The following is a 19,946-nucleotide window of genomic DNA, read 5'->3' as shown; positions in this document are numbered from 1 at the left end:
ACGGGGAGCCCGCCGTCGCCGCGCGCGGTCCTACTGCGGCGGGTGCGCCGGGTCGTAGGCCTTGGTGGTCGGGATGTCGGCGTACGCGCCGAGCCCTCCCTCGCCGTAGCCCCGGTCGAGCTTCGACGTGTCGCCCGTGATGTCGAGCTTCACGGTCGGCCCGAGCGTGCCTCCGCGGCGGAAGGAGTCCTTCGAGCCGACGGCGTCGATGAACGACTCCACCAGCCCGCCCGGGAGGATGTAGCTCGAGTACGCCTGGAACGCGCCCGGCGTCTGGTTGTAGTCGGGCCCGTACGCGGTGCCGCCCGCGTAGTTCAGGTTCGTCGGGTTGCCGAGCACGAGGCCGGATCCGCTGTTCATCGGCTTGTAGTCGCTGCGGAGGCCGTTGCCCACGAAGCCGTACACGCCCTCCGGGCCGTCGATCCCCTTCGCGAAGGTCGACCGGTGGCTGATCGTGAACAGGTAGTACTTGCCACCCTGGATCACGACCTCCGGCCGCTCCGTCTGGTCGGTGACGCACCCCGACTCGAGCAGCGGATCGAGGAAGTGCCACTTGGTGAGGTCGTCGTCGTCCGCGACCGCCAGGCCGATGGACGCCATCTGGTAGTTCGCGCCCGAGGCGGTCACCTCCTTCGGGTCCTCCGCCGCGGGGTCGCCCTTCCGGTAGCCGAGGTCGGTCGCGTCGCACTGCTGCTCGCCGCGCTTCCCGGCCACGTTGGCCTCGAACACCATGTAGGTCTTGCCCGGGTGCTTCGGGTCCTTGAACGTCGACGGGTCGCGGAAGTTGACGCCCGCGTTCTGCTCCTTCGTCTGGTACTTCTGGCCGTCGGGGCGCAGGAGCGGGGTCACCGTCTCGAAGCCGGCGACCTTGACCGCGCCGTCCGTCTTCTCGATGCGCCCCTGGCTGAGCGAGATGACGGGGTCGGCCGCCTTCACGTCCTGCCCCTTCGCGTCACGGTAGAAGGCCACGTCGGTGAAGAACATCTTGATCGTGCCGTCCGGCATGATCCGCGTCGATCCCGACCACTCCGCCTGCTGCGAGAACGACTGGTCGGGGAAGACCCCGTCCGTCACGCCGTCCTCGAAGACGTTGCCCTGGTAGGTCCAGCCGCCGTTCTCGGGCCGCTGCTCCGCCGGGATCCCCGTGGGCCGCGTGAAGTAGCCGATCTTGGCCGCCGTGTGACGGTCGTCGAAGGACAGCGTGCGCGGGGCCGTGAGCGCGAAGATCACGTCGTAGCCGTCGACGCTGTAGGTCTGGCCGGACGCGTCCGTGAGGGGCCAGGTGTCCCAGACGTACGCCTTGTCCGTCATGGTCGGGAAGTCCTTCGGCACCTGCGGCATGGTCTGGGCCGCGGGCATGGAGTTCTGGCGGGGCGCAGCCGTGGGGTCGGACAGCTTCGCGATCTGCTTCGCGTCGGCCCGGGTCCAGTGGGCCGTGAAGTCGTCCTCCGGCGCGTACGCCTTCTGGGTGTGGACGGTGGGCCGCGGCGGGGTCGAGCCCGCAGCCTGGGCGGATCCGCCGGCGATCAGCGCGGACGCCACCACCAGGGTCGCCACAGCGGACGCGGACAACCCGCGCCTGATTCTCTTGGTCACCTGTTCTCACTCTCGTTCTCGTATCGATGAGTCCGATCGCATCGCGCGGTGCACGCTCCCCCGGTCGGGGAGCCTAGGGGGTGTCGGGGCCCGAGCGCGCCCCGGACGGGGTCGGCGGCGGATCCCGGGCGTGTCCCCCGAACGGGGTGGACGCGACCGATCCGAACCGGTACGGTCGCAGCTCGGTCGTGCGGCGGTGCATGCTCTCCCGCTCCGTCCCGCCACCCGTCTGCCCCCCGATCGACCACGCGAGGAGCTCGACGACATGACCTCCATCCCGCCGCGCCCGGAGCACGCTCAGCCCGCGACCGCATCACCCGCTCCATCCGCGCCGCCCGCCGCCGGCCTCGCGCTCCGCATCCGCGACCGCGTCCGCCCCCTCGCCCGTCGCCACCGGCGCGCGCTCGTCACGGTCGTCGCGATCCTCCTGGTCGCCGCCCTCGTCGTCGCCGTCCGCGGCATCACGGGCGCCGACCACGGTCCCGTCGCGCCCCCGCCTCCTGCGCCGCGGTCCGCGCCCGACGGCATCCGCATCGCCCCGTCCGACGAGTTCATGAACGACCCGCAGCGGCCGTTCCAGCTCGACGGCGTGTGGCACGCCTACGCGCTCGTCAACGGCGACCACCCCGGCGGGAACGGATCCTCGTGGCGGCACTTCACGTCGCCGGACATGGTGACGTGGCACGACGAGGGCATCGCGATCGACAAGTACGACACCCCGCTCGGCGACGCCGAGACCGGCAGCGTCGTGGTCGACACCGCGAACACCTCCGGGCTCGGCGCCGGCACGGTCGTCGCGATCCTCACGCAGCAGTCGGACGGCGTGCAGCGCCAGTCCCTCTACTACTCCACCGACGGCGGATACCGGTTCGCGGCGTACACGGGGAACCCCGTGATGGAGAACCCGGGCGGCCCCGACTTCCGCGACCCGAAGGTCGTGTGGGACGCCGCGCACGGCCGCTGGAGCATGGCGCTCGCGGAGGGCCGACGGATCGGCTTCTACACGTCGCCCGACCTGCTGCGCTGGACCTACCGCTCCGACTTCGCCCGCGACGACCTCGGGACGCTCGAGACGCCGGACGTGTTCCCCCTCACGAGCCCGGACGACCCCGGCCGCGTCCGCTGGGTCCTCGCCGCCGGCGCGGACGGCGCCGCCCAGGGCCGCGGCACGGGCACCGCGTACTGGGTCGGCGACTTCGACGGCGAGCGCTTCACGCCGGAGGACGACGCCCCGCGCTGGCTCGACCGCGGCGCGGACCTCTACGCGGCCGTGACCTGGGCGGATCCCGCCGGCGACGCCGCGGCCCCCACCCGCCGGTACGCGATGGGCTGGGCGAGCAGCTGGGCCTACGCGGGCCGGCTGCCGCTGCGCGACGGCGGTTCCGGCGGCGCCCAGTCGATCGTGCGGGAGCTCCGCCTCGTGCGCGACGGCGCCGGATGGGCGCTGCGGTCCGCGCCCCTCGACGCCCTGGCCGGACGCGAGGGCGAGGCCCGGCCCATCGCCGACGCCCGGGCGTCCGGCACGATCCCGCTGGCCGAGGCGCCGCGCGGCCCGTCGCGTCTCCGCCTCACCCTCGTGCCCGACCCGGCGGATCCGGCGCGCGAGACCCGCGTGCGCCTCTCCTCCCCCGAGGGCGGCACGGTCACCGTCGGCTACGACGCGGAGCGGCGGCAGGCGTTCGTCGTGCGCGACGACGACCCCGACGGGATCATGCCGGACGCCTACGATCGGCCCGCGACGGCGCCGCTCCCCGACTCCGCGCCGGGGGATCCGGTGACGCTCGACCTCGTCGTGGACGACCGGGTCGTCGAGGCCTTCGTCGACGGCGACGCGGCCGTGCTCACGACCGCCACGGTCGGCTCGCTCGACGCGGCCGCCCTCTCCGTGGAGGCCGTGGACGGCACGACGCGCGTGACCGACGCGAGCTGGACGCCCTTCGACGCGGCCGGCTGACCCGCCCCGCGGTACCGCACCGGGATCAGGCCGCCCGGTCGTCCTCGCCGCCCGCGCCGTCGCCCCGCCCGCATCCCGCGTCGGCCTCGGCCGCCGCGCCGTTCAGGCGGCCGACCACGTCGTCGAGCGCGTCGCGCAGCGCCTCGAGCTCCGCGATGGAGAGCCCCGTGCGCGCCGCCGCCTGGGCGGGCACGTGCACGGCGCGCCCGCGCAGCTCGCGTCCGGCGTCGGTCAGCGAGACCACGACCACGCGCTCGTCGACCGTGCTGCGCGCGCGGCCGACGAACCCCGCGCCCTGCAGGCGCTTGAGCAGCGGGGTCAGCGTCGCCGGCTCCAGCTGGAGCGCGGCCCCGAGGTCGGAGATCGAGCGGTCGTTGCGCTCCCAGAGCGCGAGCATCACGAGGTACTGCGGATGCGTCAGCCCGAGCGGCTCGAGGATGGGCCGGTACACGGCCACCACGGACCGCGCGGCGACCACCGCCTGGAAGCACACCTGGCTCTCGAGCGCCAGCGGATCCGTCGTCGTCATCGCGTCCTCCTCGACCGTCATCCCGTGGACTGCTACGTACACTGGGTAGATGTTACGCAAGCGGGGAAATGCCGATGGCCCGGAGGGCGGGAGCCGCGCCGGCGGCTTCGGCCGCGCCGTCGAGCGCTTCAACCAGCGCCTGCGTCCCTACCTCGGCGCGCCGCCCCTCGGCCCGTACGACGACGAGCCCGTGCAGGAGCCGATGAGCCGCCTCTGCCCGATGTGCGGCGAGCCGATGCCCGATCACGTCATCGACCGGTCCGGCCCCCGCACGCAGGTCCGCTGCCCGGTCTGAGCCGCAGCGCCGACGCACGCGCGGCGGAGCGGATCCGCGGCGAGCGGGCTCAGCCGGCGACGACGAGCTCGACGTTGATGTCGTCCGGGTCCTGCACCGACAGGATCGACATGCCCGTCGGGAAGTCGACGACCTCGCCGTGGGAGATGCCGCGCTCCGTGAAGAGCGCGGCTGCGCGCACGAGGTCGTCGCGCGAGCCGACCTGCAGGCTCACGTGGTCGAGGCCGCGTGCCTCGGGGTCGAACGCGGCGTCGTCGCCCGCGATCGGACGGAGGCCGAGCAGCTGCGAGCCGATGCCGTAGATGACGCCGCCGAAGTACTGCGCCGGATCCTCGCGCACGGCGGGGTCGCTCGGGTCGCCCTCGCTCTCGATGGCGGGGGTGAGCCCCAGGACGCCCTCGTAGAAGGCGCGCGACCGGGCGAGGTCGGTGACGGAGAGGCGCACGTGGTGCACCCCGGTGATGGCGTCGAGGGGAGCGGTGGTCGCGGTGTCGTCGGTCATGCTCCGACGCTAGGACGGTCGTCCGCGCCCGTCGCCCGCGCGTTCGGTTTCCGACCAGCGCGGATCAGTCGTGCAGGTCGATGCCCCAGGTGCCGGTCCACTCGGATCCGGGTTCCAGGGTGATGAGGCCGTCGCCCGAGTTGAACGCGTCGGCGGGCGCCGTCATCGGCTCGACCGCGACCGCCCACACGTGGCCGTCCGCGACCGGGTACCACGGCGTCACGAAGACCTGCCAGTAGGTGAACTCGCCGTCGGCCCAGATCTCGGTGCGGCGGCCGTCGGGCGCCTGGACGCCGTGCCGGGTGACGCCGTCGACCACGCGGGCGTCGGCCCACGCGTCGTCGAGCTGGGCGTCGCGCACGCGCACGCCCTGGCGCAGGTCGAACCGGGTGCCCGCGACCGGGGTCTGGACGCCCGTGGGGTTGAGGCGCACCGGGTCCACCTCGATGTGGGTGGGCGCGTCGATGACGACCTCGAGGTCCTCGGTGGGCACGTCGCCGACGCGGAGGAAGGGGTGCGTGCCGACGGCGACGGGCGCGTCCTGGACGCCGACGTTGCGGATCCCGTGGGTCACCCGGACGCCGGACCCCGTGAGCTCGTAGCGCACGCTCGTCTCGAGGGCGAAGGGGTAGCCGTGCTGCGGGTGGACGTCGGCGGCCAGCGTGATCGACACGTCGTCGCGCTCCACGAGGCGGTACGGGGAGTGCTGGAGCAGGCCGTGGATCGCGTTCTCGCGGTCGACCTCGGTGATGTCGAGCTGGTGCACCACGTCGCCCTGCTGCCAGACGCCGTCGCGGATCCGGTTGGGCCAGGGCGCGAGCACGATGCCGCTGCAGAAGGGCGGGCGCGCCTCGTCGGGGTAGGACTGGACGAGGTCCGCGCCGTCGACCTGGAGCACGCGGAGGGCGGCGCCGACCTCCGCGATCACCATGCGCTGCGTGCGGCCGTCCACCTCCGCGACGAGCTCGTGCTGCTGGCCGGTGGGGAGGCGGGGGGAGTACGACACGTCTTCGGGCACCCGCCGAGCCTATCCGCACGAGGCGCTGTGGCGCCTCCCAGGGGCACCAGCGCGCGGATCCCTAGGATCGTGCGCATGGCACGTCATGAGAACGAGAAGGTACGCGCGATCCGCGAGAAGGCACGCATCGAGCGGGCCCTCGACGACCGGCGCCGCAAGCGCCGTCGCCTCATCACCCAGTTCTCCGTGGCGGGCGGGCTCGTCGTCGTCATCGCGGCCATCGCCGGCGGCGTCTACCTCCTCGGCCAGTCGCAGGCGGCGAGCGCCGCGGGCCCGAAGCAGGACACGACGGCGCAGCTGTCCACGGGCGACACCGTGCGCGTCGCGACCGAGCCGCACGGCGTGAGCGTGGGCGCGGCCGACGCCCCCGTCACCCTGGACGTGTTCGAGGACTACTCGTGCCCCCACTGCGCGCAGTACGAGGCCGAGTCCGGCCCCCTGCTCGACAGGATCGCGGCCACGGGCCAGGTGCGCATCGTGTACCACCCCATCCAGATCGTCACGAAGTACGGCCAGGTCGCCGGCAGCGCCGCCGCGTGCGTGCTCGCCGAGGAGCCCGACAAGTGGCCCGCCGTGCACTCGGCCCTGTTCGACAACCACTCCACGGTCACCGACTCGTGGACCCACGCCGACTTCGTCACCTGGCTGACGACCCAGGGCGTCTCCTCCGGCGACGCGCGCACCTGCGTGGCCGAGGGCAAGTACTCGTCGTGGATCACCGATAACACCTCGGACGCGACCGCCGCCGGCGTCACCGGCACGCCGACGCTCCGCATCCAGGGCGACATCGTGAAGACGGTCGCCGGCCAGGACCTGGTCGACGCCCTCACGAAGGCCGGCGCGAAGCTCCCCGACGGCATCGCCGCCGACAGCTGAACCGCGCGCGGCACCGGTCGGTCCCGATGCCGGTGGGGATCGGCGCCTCCCGCGGTCAGTGCCCGCGGTGGTCCTGCACGGTCATGCGCGGGCCGAACCGCGGCTTCCGGAAGCCGCTCGCCTCGATGAGGCGCATCACCCGCTGACGGTGCCCGCGCCACGGCTCCAGCAGCTCGAGCATGCCGTCGTCGTCGACCGGATGGCCCACGAGCGCCCACCCCACGGTGTCGTGCACGTGGTAGTCGCCGACGCTCACCGAGTCCGGATCCCCGTGGGCGCGCTGCGTGGTCTCCGCCGCCGTCCAGATCCCGACGCCCGGGATCGACCGCAGCCGCCGCGAGATCTCATCGCTCCCCCGCCCGAGCGCGAGCGTGCGCTCGAGCCCCGCGGCCGAGGTGGCGACGGCGATGAGGGTGCGCGACCGCTTCGGATCCACGCCCGCGCGGTGCCACTCCCACGACGGGATGAGCCGCCAGCGCTCGGGCGACGGCAGCACGCGCATGCCGACAGGGGCCGGGCCGGGCGCGGGATCGCCGTGCGCCAGGATCAGCTGCCGCCACGCCCGCCGGGCCTCGAGACCGGTCACCTTCTGCTCGAGCACCGCCGCGGCCATCGCCTCGAGCACGTGGTTCGTGCGCATCAGCCGGAGCGCGGGCAGGCGGCGGCGGGCGTCGCGGAGGAGCGGATGCGCGGACACGTCGAGGTCGGACCAGTCGTCGCCCTCCCCCAGCAGCTCGGGCACGCCGTCGATCGCCCACTCGGCGCCCGGCCCCCAGGCGCGGGCGTCGACGCCGCCGTCGGGCCGGGCATCGAGACGCAGCGACGCGTCGCCGAGCGGCGTGCGGGCCGTGCGCCAGACGCCCGCGCGACGGGAGCCGGGCGGGGCCGGATCCCAGCGGCAGGTCGGATCCGCGGCGCCGCGGAAGAGGGGGCGGAGCACGAGCCGGAGGTCGACCTCGCGGTCGGGCACGTAGGCCGTGCGCGCGTCGGGGGCGGTCGCCTCGCCGCCGCCGTCGTCCATCCCCTCAGGGTACGCACGGCCCCCGACCCTCCTCGGCCGCGTCCGCGGCCGCGTCCGCGTCCGCCGAGCGGATCCGGGCCGTCGTCGCGCCCGTCCGCGCGCCGCTACCCGTCGACCGCCGCCGGGACGCCCGGCGCCGTGCCCGCCACCACGAGGTCGGCCAGGCCGCGCGTCCCCTCGATGAGCACGGCGTTCGCGCCGTCGACCTCCCGGGCCCAGGCCTCCGCGGCATCCGGCGCCCGACCGCCCGTCGTGTGCCGGTCGACCAGGCGCGCGAAGCGCTCCTCGCCCGGCGTCGCGCAGAACCACGCCTCGTCGAGCTCGGCGGCCAGCAGCGCCCACGGATCCTCGTCCACGAGCAGGTAGTTGCCCTCGATCACGACGAGCCGCGTGCCCGCCTCCACCGCGACCGCCCCCGCGACGCCCTCGTCGACGGTCCGGTCGAACGACGGCGCGTACACCGCGTGATCGGTCTCGGACCGGATCCGTCGCACGAGCGCGAGCACGCCCCAGCCGTCGAACGTGTCGATCGCGCCCTTGCGGTCGTGCCGGCCCAGCCGGTCGAGCGTCGCGTTCGCCAGGTGGAAGCCGTCCATGGGCACGTACGCGGCGGTGCCCGCACCCGCCCGGGCGTCGACGCGCGCCGTGAGCGCCCGCGCGAGCGTCGTCTTGCCGGCGCCGGGGCTGCCCGCGATGCCGAGGACCGCCCGGCGGCCGTCGTGCACGAGGCCGAGCGCACGGCGTGCGAGCACGTCGAGGTCGTCGACCGGGCGGGGCGAGGGGTGCGGGCGTCCGCCCGGGTCCGTGTGCATCCGCCCAGTCTCGCGGGACCGTGCCCCATGATGGACGTGTGCGCATCGGAATCCTCACCTCAGGCGGAGACTGCCCCGGACTCAACGCGGTGATCCGCGGGGCGGTGCTCAAGGGAACGACCATCCACAAGCAGGAGTTCGTGGGCTTCCGCGACGGCTGGCGGGGCGTCGTCGACGGCGACGTCATGCCGCTCGCGCGCCGCGACATCCAGGGCATCGGCAAGCAGGGCGGCACGATCCTCGGCACGAGCCGCACGAACCCGTTCGAGGGCGACGGCGGCGTGGAGCGGATCCAGGAGAACCTCGACCGGCTCGGCATCGACGCGATCCTCGCCATCGGCGGCGAGGGCACGCTCGCGGCCGCGAAGCGCCTCACCGATGCGGGGCTCAAGATCGTCGGCGTGCCCAAGACCGTCGACAACGACCTCGACGCCACCGACTACACGTTCGGCTTCGACACCGCGGTGCAGATCGCGACCGACGCCATGGACCGCCTCCGCACCACGGGCGACTCGCACAGCCGCTGCATGGTGGCCGAGGTCATGGGCCGCCATGTCGGCTGGATCGCGCTGCACTCCGGCATGGCCGCCGGCGCGCACGCGATCCTCATCCCCGAGCAGAAGACGTCGATGGACCAGATCATCGGCTGGGTGCGCGCCGCCTACGACCGGGGTCGCGCGCCGCTCGTCGTCGTCGCGGAGGGCTTCATCCCCGAGCACGCGTCCGACGCCCACGGCGAGCGCGGGCTCGACGCCTTCGGTCGCCCGCGGCTCGGCGGCATCGGCGAGCAGATCGCGCCGATCATCGAGGAGCGCACCGGCATCGAGACGCGCGCCACGACCCTCGGCCACATCCAGCGCGGCGGCACCCCGTCGTCGTACGACCGCGTGCTCGCGACGCGCCTCGGCCTCGCCGCGGTCGACAGCGTGCGGGACGGCCACTGGGGCCGCATGGTCGCGCTCCGCGGCACCGACATCGTCCACGTCGGCTTCGAGGAGGCGCTCGGGCGCCTGAAGACCGTGCCGCAGCACCGCTACGACGAGGCCGCGATCCTCTTCGGCTGATCCGGCCGGGTCACGCCGCCGCGCGCGACGCCTCGCCGGCCCCGACCGCCGGGCGTAGCGTGACGGCATGACGTATCGCGCGCTCGTGGCCGAGAAGACCGTCGCCGACGACGGCACGACGGGCATCGAGGTCGCGCTGCGCGACCTGCCCGACGAGCGGGCGACCGGCGGCGCCGACGGCCCGGGCGACGGCGAGGTCGTGCTCGACGTCCTGTTCTCGAGCGTGAACTACAAGGACGGCATGCTGCTCGGCGGCCGCCCCGGCATCGCGCGCACGAGCCCGCTCGTGGCGGGGATCGATGCGGTCGGCACGGTCGCCGCGAGCGGGTCCGCCTCCATCTCCCCCGGCGACCTGGTGGTGCTGAACGGCGCCGGCCTCGGCGAGAGCCGCGACGGCGGGCTCGCCGAGCGCGTGCGCGTGCCGGCCGATGCGCTCGTCCGCGTGCCCGACGGCATCTCCGCGGCGCGCGCCGCCGCGATCGGCACCGCCGGCTTCACCGCGATGCTCTCGGTGCTCGCGCTCGAGCGCGGCGGCGTGGAGCCCGGATCCGGCGACGTGCTCGTCACGGGCGCCGGCGGAGGCGTCGGATCCATCGCGGTCGCCCTCCTCGCGCGCCTCGGCCACCGCGTGGTCGCGTCCACCGGCCGCGTCGACGAGCTCGGCGACCGGCTGCGCGCGCTCGGCGCCGCCGAGGTCATCGACCGGAGCGCGCTCGGCGAGCCCGGCAAGCCGCTGCAGGGCATGCGCTGGGCGGGCGCGGTCGACAGCGTGGGCAGCGCGACCCTCGTCAACGTCCTCGCGCAGACCCGGTGGGGCGGCGTCGTCACGGCGGCCGGCCTCGCCCAGGGGCCGGACCTGTCGGGCACCGTGCTCCCGTTCATCCTCCGGGCCGTGACGCTCGCCGGCATCAACTCCGTCGAGGCGCCGGCCGCGCTCCGCCGCGAGGCCTGGGCCAGGCTCGCGACCGACCTCGACCTCGCGCTCCTCGACTCCGTCACCACGACCGTGCCCCTGGGCGGCGCCATCGCGGCCGGCGAGCGGATCCTCGCGGGCGCCTCGAGCGGCCGCGTCGTCGTCGACGTGCGCGCCTAGCACCCGCCGACGCCGGGCCCCGTGCCCGTCCCCCGCGCGCTAGCCTGGGCGCGACGCGGCACGCTGCCGCCGGAGTGAGGGATCATGACCGCAGTAGCCGCCACCGGGACCATCTTCGTCGGACTGGCGGCCCTGCTGCACGTGTTCTTCTTCCTCCTGGAGAGCGTCTGGTTCGAGAAGCCGTTCGCCTGGAAGCGCTTCGGCGTGGCCGACCAGGAGAAGGCGCTCATCATCAAGCCGTGGGCGTACAACCAGGGCTTCTACAACCTGTTCCTCGCGCTCGGCGCCGGCCTCGGGCTCATCCTCTACTTCGTCGGCAACGTGCCCGCCGGCCTCACGCTCGTGCTCTTCACGACCGCGTGCATGGTGCTGGCGTCGATCATCATCGCGAGCACCGGCAAGAAGTACCTGATCCCCGCGCTCGTCCAGGGCGTGCCGCCGCTGCTCGGCCTCGTCTTCTTCGCCGCGGCCTCCTGAGCCGCACCCGGGCGTCGGCCGGACACGGCGCGCGAGCCCTTCCGCCGGGCCCGCAGATGAGGTTAGGCTCACCTACATCATGACCGTCGTCCCGCTCACCGAGGCCCTCCGCGACCGCGCGCGACCGCGCGCCGAGGCGACCGACGCGGACGAGTTCATGACGGCGCTGGTCACCGGCCGCGGCTGCCGCGACGACTACGTCGCCCTCGTCGCGCAGCACTACTTCATCTACCGGGCCATCGAGGCGGCGACCGAGCGCATGGCGGCGGATCCCGTGGCCGCGCGCTTCATCGACCCGCACCTCACCCGCCTCCCCGCCATCGAGGCCGACCTGGACTTCCTCGTCGGGCCCGACTGGCGCGACGTCGTCCGCCCGCTCGCGAGCACGGCCGCGTACGTCGAGCGGATCGAGCGGGTCGCCTCCGTCTGGGTCGGCGGCTTCGTCGCGCACCACTACACGCGCTACCTCGGCGACCTCTCCGGCGGGCGCCTCCTCCGCACCCTCCTCCAGCGGCAGTTCGGCTTCGACACCAACGGCGTCGGCCTGTACCTGTTCGCCGAGATCGCGGAGCCGCGCCGCTTCTGCAGCACCTACCGCGAGGCGCTCGACCAGGTCCCGTGGGACGACGACGAGCGCGCCCGGGTCGTCGCCGAGGTCGAGCACGCGTACCGGCTCACGACCGACGTGTTCGCGGAGCTGGCGCGCGGGCGCACCACGGCGCCGTTGCGCCGGGCCTGACCCACGCGCTCGGTCCCCCGCTCGCGCGGCGCCCGCCCGTCGCGTCGGGTACGTGGACGCCCGTCGCCCGCCGTCCCCCGCGCGTCCACCCCGCCGCCCGGTCGCGTGTCCGAGGGCGGGCATAGGCTCCGGGCATGGACGGCTACGACCTCGACTTCCTGCCCATCCCGCTCCCGCTGCCCGATCCCCCGGCCGACGCCCGGCCGGTGCGCCTCGACTACCTGCACTTCTCCGTGCTCATGGACACCGACCGGCGGCTCGCCGCGCTCACGGCCGTGAACATCGACGGCGCGCGCCTCGTCGACGTGGAGCGCACCGACGACTGGCACCTGGATCCGCGTCTCCCGGAGGAGCAGCAGTGCGGCCCGGAGCTCTACGCGCGCAACGACATCGACCGCGGTCACCTGGTGCGGCGGCGGGATCCGGTGTGGGGCGGCATCGCGGAGGCCGCCCGCGCGAGCGCCGACACCTTCGCGTACACGAACGCGGCTCCGCAGGCCGCGGAGTTCAACCAGTCGAAGGAGCTGTGGCTCGGCCTCGAGGACTTCGTGCTCGAGAACGCCGACCTCGGCGACCGGCGCATGACGGTCCTCACCGGCCCCGTGTTCTCGGCGGACGACCCCGTGTACCGGGGCGTGCGGATCCCGCTGATGTTCTGGAAGATCGCCGCCTGGGTCTCGGGCGGCCGGCTGGCCGCGACGGCGTACCTCCTCGACCAGGCGCCGCAGCTGGGCGACCTCGACCGGAAGCCGGCCACCGCGGGAGCGCCCGAGCTCGGGCCGTATCGCACGTATCAGGTGGCCGTGGCGGAGATCGGCGCGCTCACCGGCTTCGACGTGGCGCAGCTCGCCGCCGCCGACCGCCTCGGGGTGCCCGCGACCGCGCGCGTCGGCACGCCGGAGGACGGCCGCGACTCCTGGGTCGAGCTGGAGCGGTACGCGGCGATCACGCTCTGACGCGCCTCGCGCACGACGGAGGCCCCCGCCGGACGGCGGGGGCCTCCGTCGTGCGTGGCCGGATCAGGCCGGCGGGCGGGCGTCCGCGGCCGCGCGGGCGGCGGCGGGGAGCGCCCGGATCACGCGGTCGAGCGAGGCCTCGTCCATGGCGGCCGAGACGAACCACGCCTCGAACACCGACGGCGGCAGGCTCACGCCCTGGTCGAGCATCGCGTGGAAGAAGGCCGGGTAGCGCCAGGTCTCCTGCGCCTGCACGGTGGCGTAGTCGACGATCCCGCGCTCGGGCGGCGTGCCGAAGGTGAAGCTGAAGAGGCTGCCCGCGCGCTGCACCGAGTACGCGAGACCGGCGCGGTCGAAGGCGAGCTCGACGGCGTAGATGAGGATGTCCGCCGCGATGTCGAGCGCGCGGTACACGTCGGCGTCCGCGAGGCGCAGCGTCGTGAGGCCCGCGGCGACGGCGACCGGGTTCCCGGAGAGGGTGCCCGCCTGGTACACGGGGCCGAGGGGCGCGAGGTGGTCCATCACGTCGGCCCGGCCGCCGAGCGCGGCGACGGGGAGGCCGCCGCCGATGACCTTGCCGTACGTGACGAGGTCGGGGGTCCAGGCGTCCGGGTGGTCGGCTGCGAGGCCGGAGTTGTCGAGGCCCCAGTAGCCGGCGGGGTGCACGCGGAAGCCCGTGAGCACCTCATCGGAGATGAGCAGGGATCCGTTGTCGTGGGCGATGCGCGCGAGCTCGGCGGTGAAGCCGGGCAGCGGCGGGACGACGCCCATGTTGGCGGCGGCGGCCTCCGTGATGACGGCGGCGATGCGCGGGCCGTGCTCGGCGAACACGGCGCGCACGGCGTCGAGGTCGTTGTACGGCACGACGACGGTCTGCGCGGCGATCGCCTCGGGGATGCCCGCCGAGCCGGGCAGCGCGAGCGTCGCGACGCCGGAGCCCGCCTCGGCGAGGAGGCTGTCGGAGTGGCCGTGGTAGTGGCCGGCGAACTTCACGAGCAGGTCGCGGCCGGTGAACCCGCGGGCGAGGCGGATCGCGGTCATGGTGGCCTCGGTGCCGGTGGACACGAGGCGGAGCTTCTCGATCGGGCGGCGGTCGGCGGAACCGTCGACGCCCGCGACGCGCACGCGCTCGGTGACGAGCTCCGCGAGCTCCGTCTCCGCGGGCGTGGTGGCGCCGAAGCCGAGGCCGAGCGCGGCCGCGTCCTGCACGGCCCGGACGACCTCGGGCCGGGCGTGGCCGAGGATCGCGGGGCCCCACGAGTTGACGAGGTCGACGTACTCCACGCCGTCCGCGTCGGTCACGTAGGGGCCGGCGGCCTTCACCATCATGCGGGGGGTGCCGCCGACGGAGCCGAAGGCCCGGACGGGCGAGTTCACGCCGCCGGGGATGACGTCGCGTGCGCGGTCGAAGAGGTCCTGGGAGTGGGTCACGGTGAAGTCCTTCGGTGCCGGGCGCGGATCCGCTCGGGTCGGGGCCGGATTCGCGTCCGGCGAGGAGGAGGGTGGGACGGCTCAGCGCCGGGCGAGGCGCTCGGCGAGCTCGACGGCCCAGTAGGTGAGGATCGCGTCGGCGCCGGCGCGCTTGATGCCGAGGACGCTCTCGTCGATGGCGCGCTCGCGGTCGATCCAGCCGTTCTGCGCGGCGGCCTCGATCATCGCGTACTCGCCCGAGATCTGGTACGCCCAGACCGGCACGCTGCTCGTGGCGGCGACGTCGGCGAGGATGTCGAGGTAGCTCATGGCGGGCTTCACCATGACGACGTCGGCGCCCTCCTCGATGTCGAGCTCCACCTCGCGGAGGGCCTCGCGCCGGTTGCCGTTGTCCATCTGGTACGTGCGGCGGTCGCCCACGAGCTGGGAGTCCACGGCCTCGCGGAACGGGCCGTAGAAGGCGCTCGCGTACTTGGCGGCGTAGGCGAGGATCGCGACGTCGTGGTGCCCGGCGTCGTCGAGGGCCTCGCGGACGGCGCCGACCTGGCCGTCCATCATGCCGCTGAGGCCGAGGAGGTGCGATCCCGCCTCCGCCTGGGCGAGGCCCATCGCGCGGTAGCGGTCGAGGGTGCGGTCGTTGTCGACCACGCCGTGGGCGTCGAGGACGCCGCAGTGGCCGTGGTCGGTGAACTCGTCGAGGCACAGGTCGGTCTGCACGACGAGCGCGTCGCCGACCTCCTCGACGGCCACTCGCGTGGCGACGTTGAGGATGCCCTCGGGGTCGCTCGCGCCCGAGCCCTCGGCGTCGCGCACCTCGGGCACGCCGAACAGCATGACGCCGCCGATGCCCGCCTCGGCCGCCTCGACGAGCGCGCGGCGGAGGCTGTCGAGCGAGTGCTGCGAGACGCCCGGCATCGACGTGATGGGCGAGGCCTCCGTGAGGCCCTCGCGCACGAACATCGGCAGCACGAGGTCGGCCGCGTGCAGGCGCGTCTCCGCCGTGAGCCGGCGCATGGCCGGCGAGGTGCGGAGGCGGCGCGGGCGGTAGTAGGGGGAGGTCATTCCGTGGTGTTCCGATCGAGGAGGTCGGCGAGGCCGCTGAGCCCCGCGGTGTCGGTGCGCGGCTCCTGATGGCGGGCGAGGTCGACGAGGGACTGGATGAGGGACGCGGCCGAGCGCTCCGGCGCGACCACGTCGACGCGGACGCCCGAGCGGCGGGCGTCCTTCGCGGTGCGCGGGCCGATGCAGGCGATGACCACGCCGTCCGGCACGTCGCCGAGCTGCTCGTGCACCTGCTCCGCGACGCTGCCCGACGTGACGAGGATGGCCCGGACGCGGCCCGACGACACGTCCTCGCGGATCCGGTCGCTCACCGGCACGCCGACGGTGCGGTACGCGACGACCGAGCGCACGTCGTGGCCGCGCGCGATGAGCCCGTCGGTGAGCGTGGGCTTGGCGATCTCGGAGCGGAGCGTGAGCACGCGGCGGCGCGGGGACCCGGCCGCCATCTCCGTCCACTCCTCGAGGAGCGCGGTGGCGGAGGACTCGATGGACGGCACGAAGTCGACCGTGTAGCCGGCCGCGACGAGGGCCGCCGCCGTGGTCTCGCCGACCGCCGCGATGCGCGTGCCCGCGGGCACGACGGCGCGGTGCGAGGCCAGCACGTCGACCGTGGTGGCGCTCGTGACGGTGAGCCAGTCGAAGGAGCCGGCCGCGAGGTCGGCGAGGGCGCGCTCGAGCCCCTGTGCGTCCTGCGTGGCGGCGAAGTTGATCATGGGCGCGACCACCGGGGTCGCCCCCTGCGCGCGCAGGTCGTACGCGACGCCGTCGCCCCACGGCCCGCCGCGGGGCACGAGCACGCGCCAGCCCTTCAGGGGCTTCTGGTCCGTCGAGGTCATCGGGTCCCTCCCAGCGGCGCGAGTCCGGCCGCTCCGGCGTCGAGCAGCTCGCGGGACACGGGCCCCGAGAGCGTCGAGGCGTACGCGGTCAGCTGGTCGATGCCCATGCCAGCGGTGTCGAGCTCGTGGCTCGCGGTCATGCGCTGCGACCCGTCGGGCCGGTACACGACCGCGGTGAGCTCGAGGCGCGCGCTCGTGACGGTGGCCCGCGCGCCGATGGGCGCCGCGCAGCCGGCCTCGAGGGCGGCGAGCACGCCGCGCTCCGCGAGCACGGCCGCGTGCGTGAAGGGGTCGTCGACGGCCTCGACCGCGCGGCCGACGACGGAGTGCGTCTCGGCGTCCTCCGTGCGGATCTCGAGCGCGAGCGCCCCCTGACCCGGGGCGGTGGGCCAGCGGTCGAGCTCGAGGTGCTCGGTGACGGCGTCGAGTCGGCCGATGCGCTGCAGCCCGGCGGCCGCGAGGACCACGGCGTCGAGGTCGCCCGCGGTGACGCGGGAGAGCCGGGTGTCGATGTTGCCGCGGATGTCGACCACGTCGAGGTCCGACCGCTCGGCCAGCACCTGCGCGCGACGCCGCGGCGATCCCGTGCCGACGCGGGCGCCGCGCGGCAGGGTCGCCAGGGTGAGGCCGTCGCGCGCGCAGAGCACGTCGCGGGGATCCGCCCGCACGGGCACCGACGCGACCGTGAGCCCGTCGTAGGGCGCGGTCGGCAGGTCCTTCAGCGAGTGGACCACGAGGTCGCACTCGCCGCGCAGCAGCGACTCCCGCAGCGCGCTCGCGAACACGCCGGTGCCGCCGAGGCTCGCGAGCGACTCGCGCGACGTGTCGCCATGGGTGGTCACCGGCACGAGCTCGACCTCGAGTCCCGACGCGTCGGTGATCTCCGCGGCGATCGCGCGCGTCTGGGCCAGGGCGAGCGCGCTCCCCCGGGTCCCGATGCGCAGCGTGCCGCGATCCTCCGACGTGAGGGGACCGTCCGTCACGGTGCCAGCCCGGAGACCGCCGGCTTGAAGCCCAGCCGGACGTTCTCGCAGCAGCCGGGACGGCAGACGTCGTACCAGGGGCCGAGGTCGGTCATGTGCGGGCGGTCCTCCGCCTTCACGCCGTCGCGGCGCTCGAGCACGAGGTCGATGAGGCCGTCGACGTACGCGGCGTGCACGCCCGGCGTGGGCACGCGCACCGAGTACAGGCCGTTCTCCTGGGCGGACTCGGTGGCCTCGTTGTCGAGGTCCCACTTGACCTCCATGTGGTCGCTCACGAAGCCGAGCGGCACGATCACGACGGCGCGGCGGCCCTGCGCGGGCAGCTCGCCGATGGCGTCGTTCACGTCGGGCTCGAGCCACGGCATGGAGGGCGGGCCGGAGCGCGACTGGTAGACGAGCTGCCAGGGCACGTCCTGGTCGATGCCGAGCTCCTTCCGGACCTCGTGCATCACGACCTCGGCGACGGCCAGGTGCTGCGCCGCGTAGGCGCCGTCCTGGTCGAAGCCGCGCTCGGCGGGGCCGGACTTCGAGGCGTCCGACGACGGGATGGAGTGCGTGGAGAAGAGGATCTCGACATCGGTCGACAGGTCGACGGGCGCGCCCTCCGCCTCGAAGTGCGCGATGACGTCGCGGATCCCGTCGCGCGTGCCCTCGATGAACGGCGTGACGAAGCCGGGGTGGTCGAAGAACTGGCGCACCTTGTCGATGCGGACGACGCCCTGCAGGCTCGTGTCCTCGAGCGCGTCCGCGAAGTCCTCGCGGTACTGGCGGCAGGAGGAGTACGAGCTGTAGGCGCTCGTGGCGACGGCGATGAGCTGGCGGTAGCCCTTCTCCTCGGCCTCGCGGAGCGCGTCGTTGAGGTAGGGGCCCCAGTTGCGGTTGCCCCACAGGACGGGCAGGTCGATGCCGCGCTCGGCGAGGCGCGCCTCGAGGGCGGCCTTCAGCTCGCGGTTCTGCTCGTTGATGGGGCTGATGCCGCCGAAGGCCCGGTAGTGGTGGGCGACCTCCTCGAGGCGCTCCTCCGGGATCCCGCGGCCGCTCGTGACGTTGCGGAGGAACGGGATCACGTCGTCCTGGCCCTCGGGACCGCCGAAGGAAGCGAGCAGGATCGCGTCGTACGCGACGGGCTCCTCGACGTGAGGCGGACCCATCTTCGCGGCCTCGCTCGCGGCGGAGACGAGCGCGCCCGGCGCCCGCGGGGCGTCGGTGGCGGGGGCGGGCTTGCGACCCAGGTTCACTGCGGCCATTACTGGAGGACCTCCACGAGCTCGGCGGTGGTGATGCGGCGGCCCGTGTAGAACGGGACCTCCTCGCGCACGTGACGGCGCGCGTCCGTGTTGCGCAGGTCGCGCATCATGTCGACCAGGTCGACGAGCTCGTTCGACTCGAGCGGGAGGATCCACTCGTAGTCGCCGAGGCCGAACGACGAGACCGTGTTGGCGACGACGCTGCGGAAGGCCGCGCCCTGGCGGCCGTGCTGGGCGAGCATGCGCCCGCGCTCCTCGGGCGGCAGCAGGTACCACTCGTAGGACCGGACGAAGGGGTAGACGCAGAGCCAGTCGCGCGGCTCCTCGCCCCGGAGGAAGCCGGGCACGTGGCTGCGGTTGAACTCGGCGTCGCGGTGGACGCCCGCGGCGCTCCACGACGGGATGAGCGCGCGGATGAGGCGCGCGCGGCGGATCTCGCGGAACGCCCACTGGAGCGTCTCCATCTGCGGGCCGTGGATCCAGACCATGAGGTCGGCGTCCGCGCGCATGCCGGAGACGTCGTAGAAGCCGCGGACGGTGACGCCCTCCGCCTCGACGATGTTCACGATGCCGTCGAGCTCGTCGACGGCGCCCGGGACCTCGCGGCCGTCGAGGTCGTCGGGGCGCTGGGGATCGCGACGGAGGACGGCCCACAGGGCGTAGCCGCTGGGGGACGCTTCCGCGGGGGGCTCGATCGGGGGGACCTGAGATGCCGCCGACTCGGCAGCCGGGATGCTCATGGTCTCCATGGTACGTCGCCCGGGCACCCCGTCCCGCATCGGGCGGGCGGCCGTCAGATCATCCGCAGGTCGGCGCCCTGCCGGCCCGTCAGCGCGCGTCGCGGCCGGTCAGCGCGCGTCGCGGCCGGTCAGCGCGCGTCGCGGCCGGTCAGCGCGCGTCGCGGCCGGTCAGCGCGAGGAGGCGGACCTGCAGCGGCGCGTCCTCACCGACGGGCACGGGCGAGGCGAACAGGCCGCTCGCCTCGAGGGTGTCGCGCTGCGGCTCGAAGACGGTCCAGGTCGCGCGGACCAGGTCGTCGTCGATGCGCTCGTCGGCGCCGATGGCGCGCGCGAGGTCCCAACCGTGGATCACGACGTCGGACAGCTGCTCGCGCAGGTACTCGCGCGTGGGGACGCGGTCGGTCGACAGCGCGACCGGGCGCTCGGGATCGGCGTCGCGCCAGGCGGCGAGCGCCTCGCGGGAGTAGCGGCCCCACTCGGCGACGAGGTCGTCGTCGAGCCGGCGGATCAGCGCCTGCCCGGTCTCGGCCGTGTGACCGGCGAGGAGGAGCGGCACCCACTGCTGCTCCTCGATCACGTGGGCGACGAGCTCGCGGACGTCCCACTCGACGTCGGGGGTGGGCGCCGACCAGTCGGTGACGGCGCGGAGGCGGTCGCCGAAGCCGTCGTGCGCGCGGCGGATGAGGTCGGTCCAGTCGTGCTCGGTGTCCATGGT

General features: G+C 74.3%; 21 protein-coding genes. 8 read left to right on the top strand and 13 right to left on the bottom strand.

What is annotated here, in order from left to right; genetic code table 11:
* Nucleotides 1–30: 30 nt before the first annotated feature.
* Entirely contained in the window at nucleotides 31–1,596 is a 1,566-nt protein-coding gene (locus tag ACU4ZT_RS02925) for a glycoside hydrolase family 68 protein (protein ID WP_270980201.1), read from the bottom strand.
* 265 nt (nucleotides 1,597–1,861) lie between these two features.
* Between ACU4ZT_RS02925 and ACU4ZT_RS02920 the strand changes: the two genes are divergently transcribed.
* Nucleotides 1,862–3,550 (top strand): glycoside hydrolase family 32 protein, encoded by a 1,689-nt coding sequence (locus ACU4ZT_RS02920; RefSeq protein WP_445337823.1) that lies wholly within the window; start codon nucleotides 1,862–1,864, stop codon nucleotides 3,548–3,550.
* 25 nt (nucleotides 3,551–3,575) lie between these two features.
* Here ACU4ZT_RS02920 and ACU4ZT_RS02915 read toward each other — a convergent pair whose 3' ends face one another.
* The gene (locus ACU4ZT_RS02915; protein WP_063072397.1) at nucleotides 3,576–4,079 is read right to left on the bottom strand and encodes a MarR family winged helix-turn-helix transcriptional regulator; all 504 of its coding nucleotides are present in this window, start codon (nucleotides 4,077–4,079) and stop codon (nucleotides 3,576–3,578) included.
* 49 nt (nucleotides 4,080–4,128) lie between these two features.
* On the opposite strand from ACU4ZT_RS02915, the gene ACU4ZT_RS02910 reads away from it, so the two are divergent.
* Entirely contained in the window at nucleotides 4,129–4,374 is a 246-nt protein-coding gene (locus tag ACU4ZT_RS02910; protein WP_063072398.1) for a hypothetical protein, read from the top strand.
* A 49-nt stretch (nucleotides 4,375–4,423) separates the two neighbouring features.
* Here ACU4ZT_RS02910 and ACU4ZT_RS02905 read toward each other — a convergent pair whose 3' ends face one another.
* Nucleotides 4,424–4,876 carry a VOC family protein gene (locus ACU4ZT_RS02905; protein WP_063072399.1) on the bottom strand — a complete coding sequence of 151 codons (453 nt, stop codon included), beginning with the start codon at nucleotides 4,874–4,876 and terminating at the stop codon, nucleotides 4,424–4,426.
* A gap of 64 nt (nucleotides 4,877–4,940) precedes the next feature.
* The gene (locus ACU4ZT_RS02900; protein ID WP_063072400.1) at nucleotides 4,941–5,894 is read right to left on the bottom strand and encodes an aldose 1-epimerase family protein; all 954 of its coding nucleotides are present in this window, start codon (nucleotides 5,892–5,894) and stop codon (nucleotides 4,941–4,943) included.
* Between the two features lie 75 nt (nucleotides 5,895–5,969).
* Between ACU4ZT_RS02900 and ACU4ZT_RS02895 the strand changes: the two genes are divergently transcribed.
* A complete protein-coding gene (locus ACU4ZT_RS02895) occupies nucleotides 5,970–6,770 on the top strand; it encodes a DsbA family protein (RefSeq protein ID WP_063072401.1) in 801 nt (266 codons plus the stop codon).
* A 55-nt stretch (nucleotides 6,771–6,825) separates the two neighbouring features.
* Here ACU4ZT_RS02895 and ACU4ZT_RS02890 read toward each other — a convergent pair whose 3' ends face one another.
* Nucleotides 6,826–7,791 carry a DNA-3-methyladenine glycosylase family protein gene (locus tag ACU4ZT_RS02890; RefSeq protein WP_270980207.1) on the bottom strand — a complete coding sequence of 322 codons (966 nt, stop codon included), beginning with the start codon at nucleotides 7,789–7,791 and terminating at the stop codon, nucleotides 6,826–6,828.
* A gap of 104 nt (nucleotides 7,792–7,895) precedes the next feature.
* The gene (locus ACU4ZT_RS02885; protein WP_445337822.1) at nucleotides 7,896–8,603 is read right to left on the bottom strand and encodes a nucleoside/nucleotide kinase family protein; all 708 of its coding nucleotides are present in this window, start codon (nucleotides 8,601–8,603) and stop codon (nucleotides 7,896–7,898) included.
* A 38-nt stretch (nucleotides 8,604–8,641) separates the two neighbouring features.
* Here ACU4ZT_RS02885 and ACU4ZT_RS02880 point away from each other — a divergent pair, with 38 nt between their 5' ends.
* The 5 genes from ACU4ZT_RS02880 to ACU4ZT_RS02860 all read left to right on the top strand — a co-directional run bounded on the left by ACU4ZT_RS02880 (nucleotide 8,642) and on the right by ACU4ZT_RS02860 (nucleotide 12,932).
* On the top strand, nucleotides 8,642–9,667 hold the full coding sequence (locus ACU4ZT_RS02880) for a 6-phosphofructokinase (protein ID WP_063072404.1): 1,026 nt from the start codon (nucleotides 8,642–8,644) through the stop codon (nucleotides 9,665–9,667).
* A 67-nt stretch (nucleotides 9,668–9,734) separates the two neighbouring features.
* The gene (locus ACU4ZT_RS02875; RefSeq protein ID WP_445337821.1) at nucleotides 9,735–10,760 is read left to right on the top strand and encodes an MDR family oxidoreductase; all 1,026 of its coding nucleotides are present in this window, start codon (nucleotides 9,735–9,737) and stop codon (nucleotides 10,758–10,760) included.
* Nucleotides 10,761–10,844: 84 nt separating this feature from the next.
* Nucleotides 10,845–11,237, top strand: a complete 393-nt coding sequence (locus ACU4ZT_RS02870; protein WP_063072406.1) for a DUF1304 domain-containing protein — start codon at nucleotides 10,845–10,847, stop codon at nucleotides 11,235–11,237.
* Nucleotides 11,238–11,316: 79 nt separating this feature from the next.
* Nucleotides 11,317–11,976 carry a biliverdin-producing heme oxygenase gene (locus ACU4ZT_RS02865; protein WP_270980214.1) on the top strand — a complete coding sequence of 220 codons (660 nt, stop codon included), beginning with the start codon at nucleotides 11,317–11,319 and terminating at the stop codon, nucleotides 11,974–11,976.
* Nucleotides 11,977–12,110: 134 nt separating this feature from the next.
* Nucleotides 12,111–12,932 carry a DNA/RNA non-specific endonuclease gene (locus ACU4ZT_RS02860; protein WP_445337820.1) on the top strand — a complete coding sequence of 274 codons (822 nt, stop codon included), beginning with the start codon at nucleotides 12,111–12,113 and terminating at the stop codon, nucleotides 12,930–12,932.
* Between the two features lie 63 nt (nucleotides 12,933–12,995).
* On the opposite strand, the gene hemL is transcribed toward ACU4ZT_RS02860, so the two are convergent.
* The 7 genes from hemL to ACU4ZT_RS02825 form a co-directional block, all read right to left on the bottom strand.
* Nucleotides 12,996–14,363 (bottom strand): glutamate-1-semialdehyde 2,1-aminomutase, encoded by a 1,368-nt coding sequence (hemL, locus tag ACU4ZT_RS02855; protein ID WP_063072409.1) that lies wholly within the window; start codon nucleotides 14,361–14,363, stop codon nucleotides 12,996–12,998.
* Nucleotides 14,364–14,444: 81 nt separating this feature from the next.
* Nucleotides 14,445–15,425 (bottom strand): porphobilinogen synthase, encoded by a 981-nt coding sequence (gene hemB, locus ACU4ZT_RS02850; RefSeq protein ID WP_415317357.1) that lies wholly within the window; start codon nucleotides 15,423–15,425, stop codon nucleotides 14,445–14,447.
* On the bottom strand, nucleotides 15,422–16,261 hold the full coding sequence (locus tag ACU4ZT_RS02845; RefSeq protein WP_063072411.1) for a uroporphyrinogen-III synthase: 840 nt from the start codon (nucleotides 16,259–16,261) through the stop codon (nucleotides 15,422–15,424). Before ACU4ZT_RS02845 ends, hemB begins: the two co-directional genes overlap by 4 nt.
* On the bottom strand, nucleotides 16,258–17,244 hold the full coding sequence (gene hemC, locus ACU4ZT_RS02840; protein WP_063072412.1) for a hydroxymethylbilane synthase: 987 nt from the start codon (nucleotides 17,242–17,244) through the stop codon (nucleotides 16,258–16,260). The genes ACU4ZT_RS02845 and hemC overlap by 4 nt, the downstream gene beginning before the upstream one ends.
* Nucleotides 17,241–18,491 (bottom strand): ferrochelatase, encoded by a 1,251-nt coding sequence (locus ACU4ZT_RS02835; RefSeq protein ID WP_270980220.1) that lies wholly within the window; start codon nucleotides 18,489–18,491, stop codon nucleotides 17,241–17,243. The genes hemC and ACU4ZT_RS02835 overlap by 4 nt, the downstream gene beginning before the upstream one ends.
* Complete coding sequence (hemQ, locus tag ACU4ZT_RS02830; protein ID WP_063072449.1) at nucleotides 18,491–19,231, bottom strand: hydrogen peroxide-dependent heme synthase; 741 nt, start codon at nucleotides 19,229–19,231, stop codon at nucleotides 18,491–18,493. The genes ACU4ZT_RS02835 and hemQ overlap by 1 nt, the downstream gene beginning before the upstream one ends.
* A 148-nt stretch (nucleotides 19,232–19,379) precedes the next feature.
* A complete protein-coding gene (locus tag ACU4ZT_RS02825; RefSeq protein WP_063072414.1) occupies nucleotides 19,380–19,943 on the bottom strand; it encodes a TIGR03086 family metal-binding protein in 564 nt (187 codons plus the stop codon).
* Nucleotides 19,944–19,946: the final 3 nt, after the last annotated feature.

Source organism: Clavibacter davisi (assembly GCF_052751415.1).
The sequence above is the reverse complement of the archived record's forward strand: the minus strand, read 5'-3'. Positions and strand labels throughout refer to the sequence as shown.

What these genes read in the sequence shown, in the direction of transcription:
- ACU4ZT_RS02890 (WP_270980207.1), bottom strand. Translation starts at nt 7,791, where the DNA reads ATGGACGACGGCGGCGGCGAGGCGACCGCCCCCGACGCGCGCACGGCC.
- ACU4ZT_RS02920 (WP_445337823.1), top strand. Translation starts at nt 1,862, where the DNA reads ATGACCTCCATCCCGCCGCGCCCGGAGCACGCTCAGCCCGCGACCGCA.
- hemB (WP_415317357.1), bottom strand. Translation starts at nt 15,425, where the DNA reads ATGACCTCCCCCTACTACCGCCCGCGCCGCCTCCGCACCTCGCCGGCC.
- ACU4ZT_RS02875 (WP_445337821.1), top strand. Translation starts at nt 9,735, where the DNA reads ATGACGTATCGCGCGCTCGTGGCCGAGAAGACCGTCGCCGACGACGGC.
- ACU4ZT_RS02870 (WP_063072406.1), top strand. Translation starts at nt 10,845, where the DNA reads ATGACCGCAGTAGCCGCCACCGGGACCATCTTCGTCGGACTGGCGGCC.
- hemQ (WP_063072449.1), bottom strand. Translation starts at nt 19,231, where the DNA reads ATGAGCATCCCGGCTGCCGAGTCGGCGGCATCTCAGGTCCCCCCGATC.
- ACU4ZT_RS02865 (WP_270980214.1), top strand. Translation starts at nt 11,317, where the DNA reads ATGACCGTCGTCCCGCTCACCGAGGCCCTCCGCGACCGCGCGCGACCG.
- ACU4ZT_RS02885 (WP_445337822.1), bottom strand. Translation starts at nt 8,603, where the DNA reads ATGCACACGGACCCGGGCGGACGCCCGCACCCCTCGCCCCGCCCGGTC.
- ACU4ZT_RS02825 (WP_063072414.1), bottom strand. Translation starts at nt 19,943, where the DNA reads ATGGACACCGAGCACGACTGGACCGACCTCATCCGCCGCGCGCACGAC.
- ACU4ZT_RS02915 (WP_063072397.1), bottom strand. Translation starts at nt 4,079, where the DNA reads ATGACGACGACGGATCCGCTGGCGCTCGAGAGCCAGGTGTGCTTCCAG.
- ACU4ZT_RS02845 (WP_063072411.1), bottom strand. Translation starts at nt 16,261, where the DNA reads ATGACCTCGACGGACCAGAAGCCCCTGAAGGGCTGGCGCGTGCTCGTG.
- ACU4ZT_RS02910 (WP_063072398.1), top strand. Translation starts at nt 4,129, where the DNA reads ATGTTACGCAAGCGGGGAAATGCCGATGGCCCGGAGGGCGGGAGCCGC.
- ACU4ZT_RS02895 (WP_063072401.1), top strand. Translation starts at nt 5,970, where the DNA reads ATGGCACGTCATGAGAACGAGAAGGTACGCGCGATCCGCGAGAAGGCA.
- ACU4ZT_RS02835 (WP_270980220.1), bottom strand. Translation starts at nt 18,491, where the DNA reads ATGGCCGCAGTGAACCTGGGTCGCAAGCCCGCCCCCGCCACCGACGCC.
- ACU4ZT_RS02905 (WP_063072399.1), bottom strand. Translation starts at nt 4,876, where the DNA reads ATGACCGACGACACCGCGACCACCGCTCCCCTCGACGCCATCACCGGG.
- ACU4ZT_RS02860 (WP_445337820.1), top strand. Translation starts at nt 12,111, where the DNA reads ATGGACGGCTACGACCTCGACTTCCTGCCCATCCCGCTCCCGCTGCCC.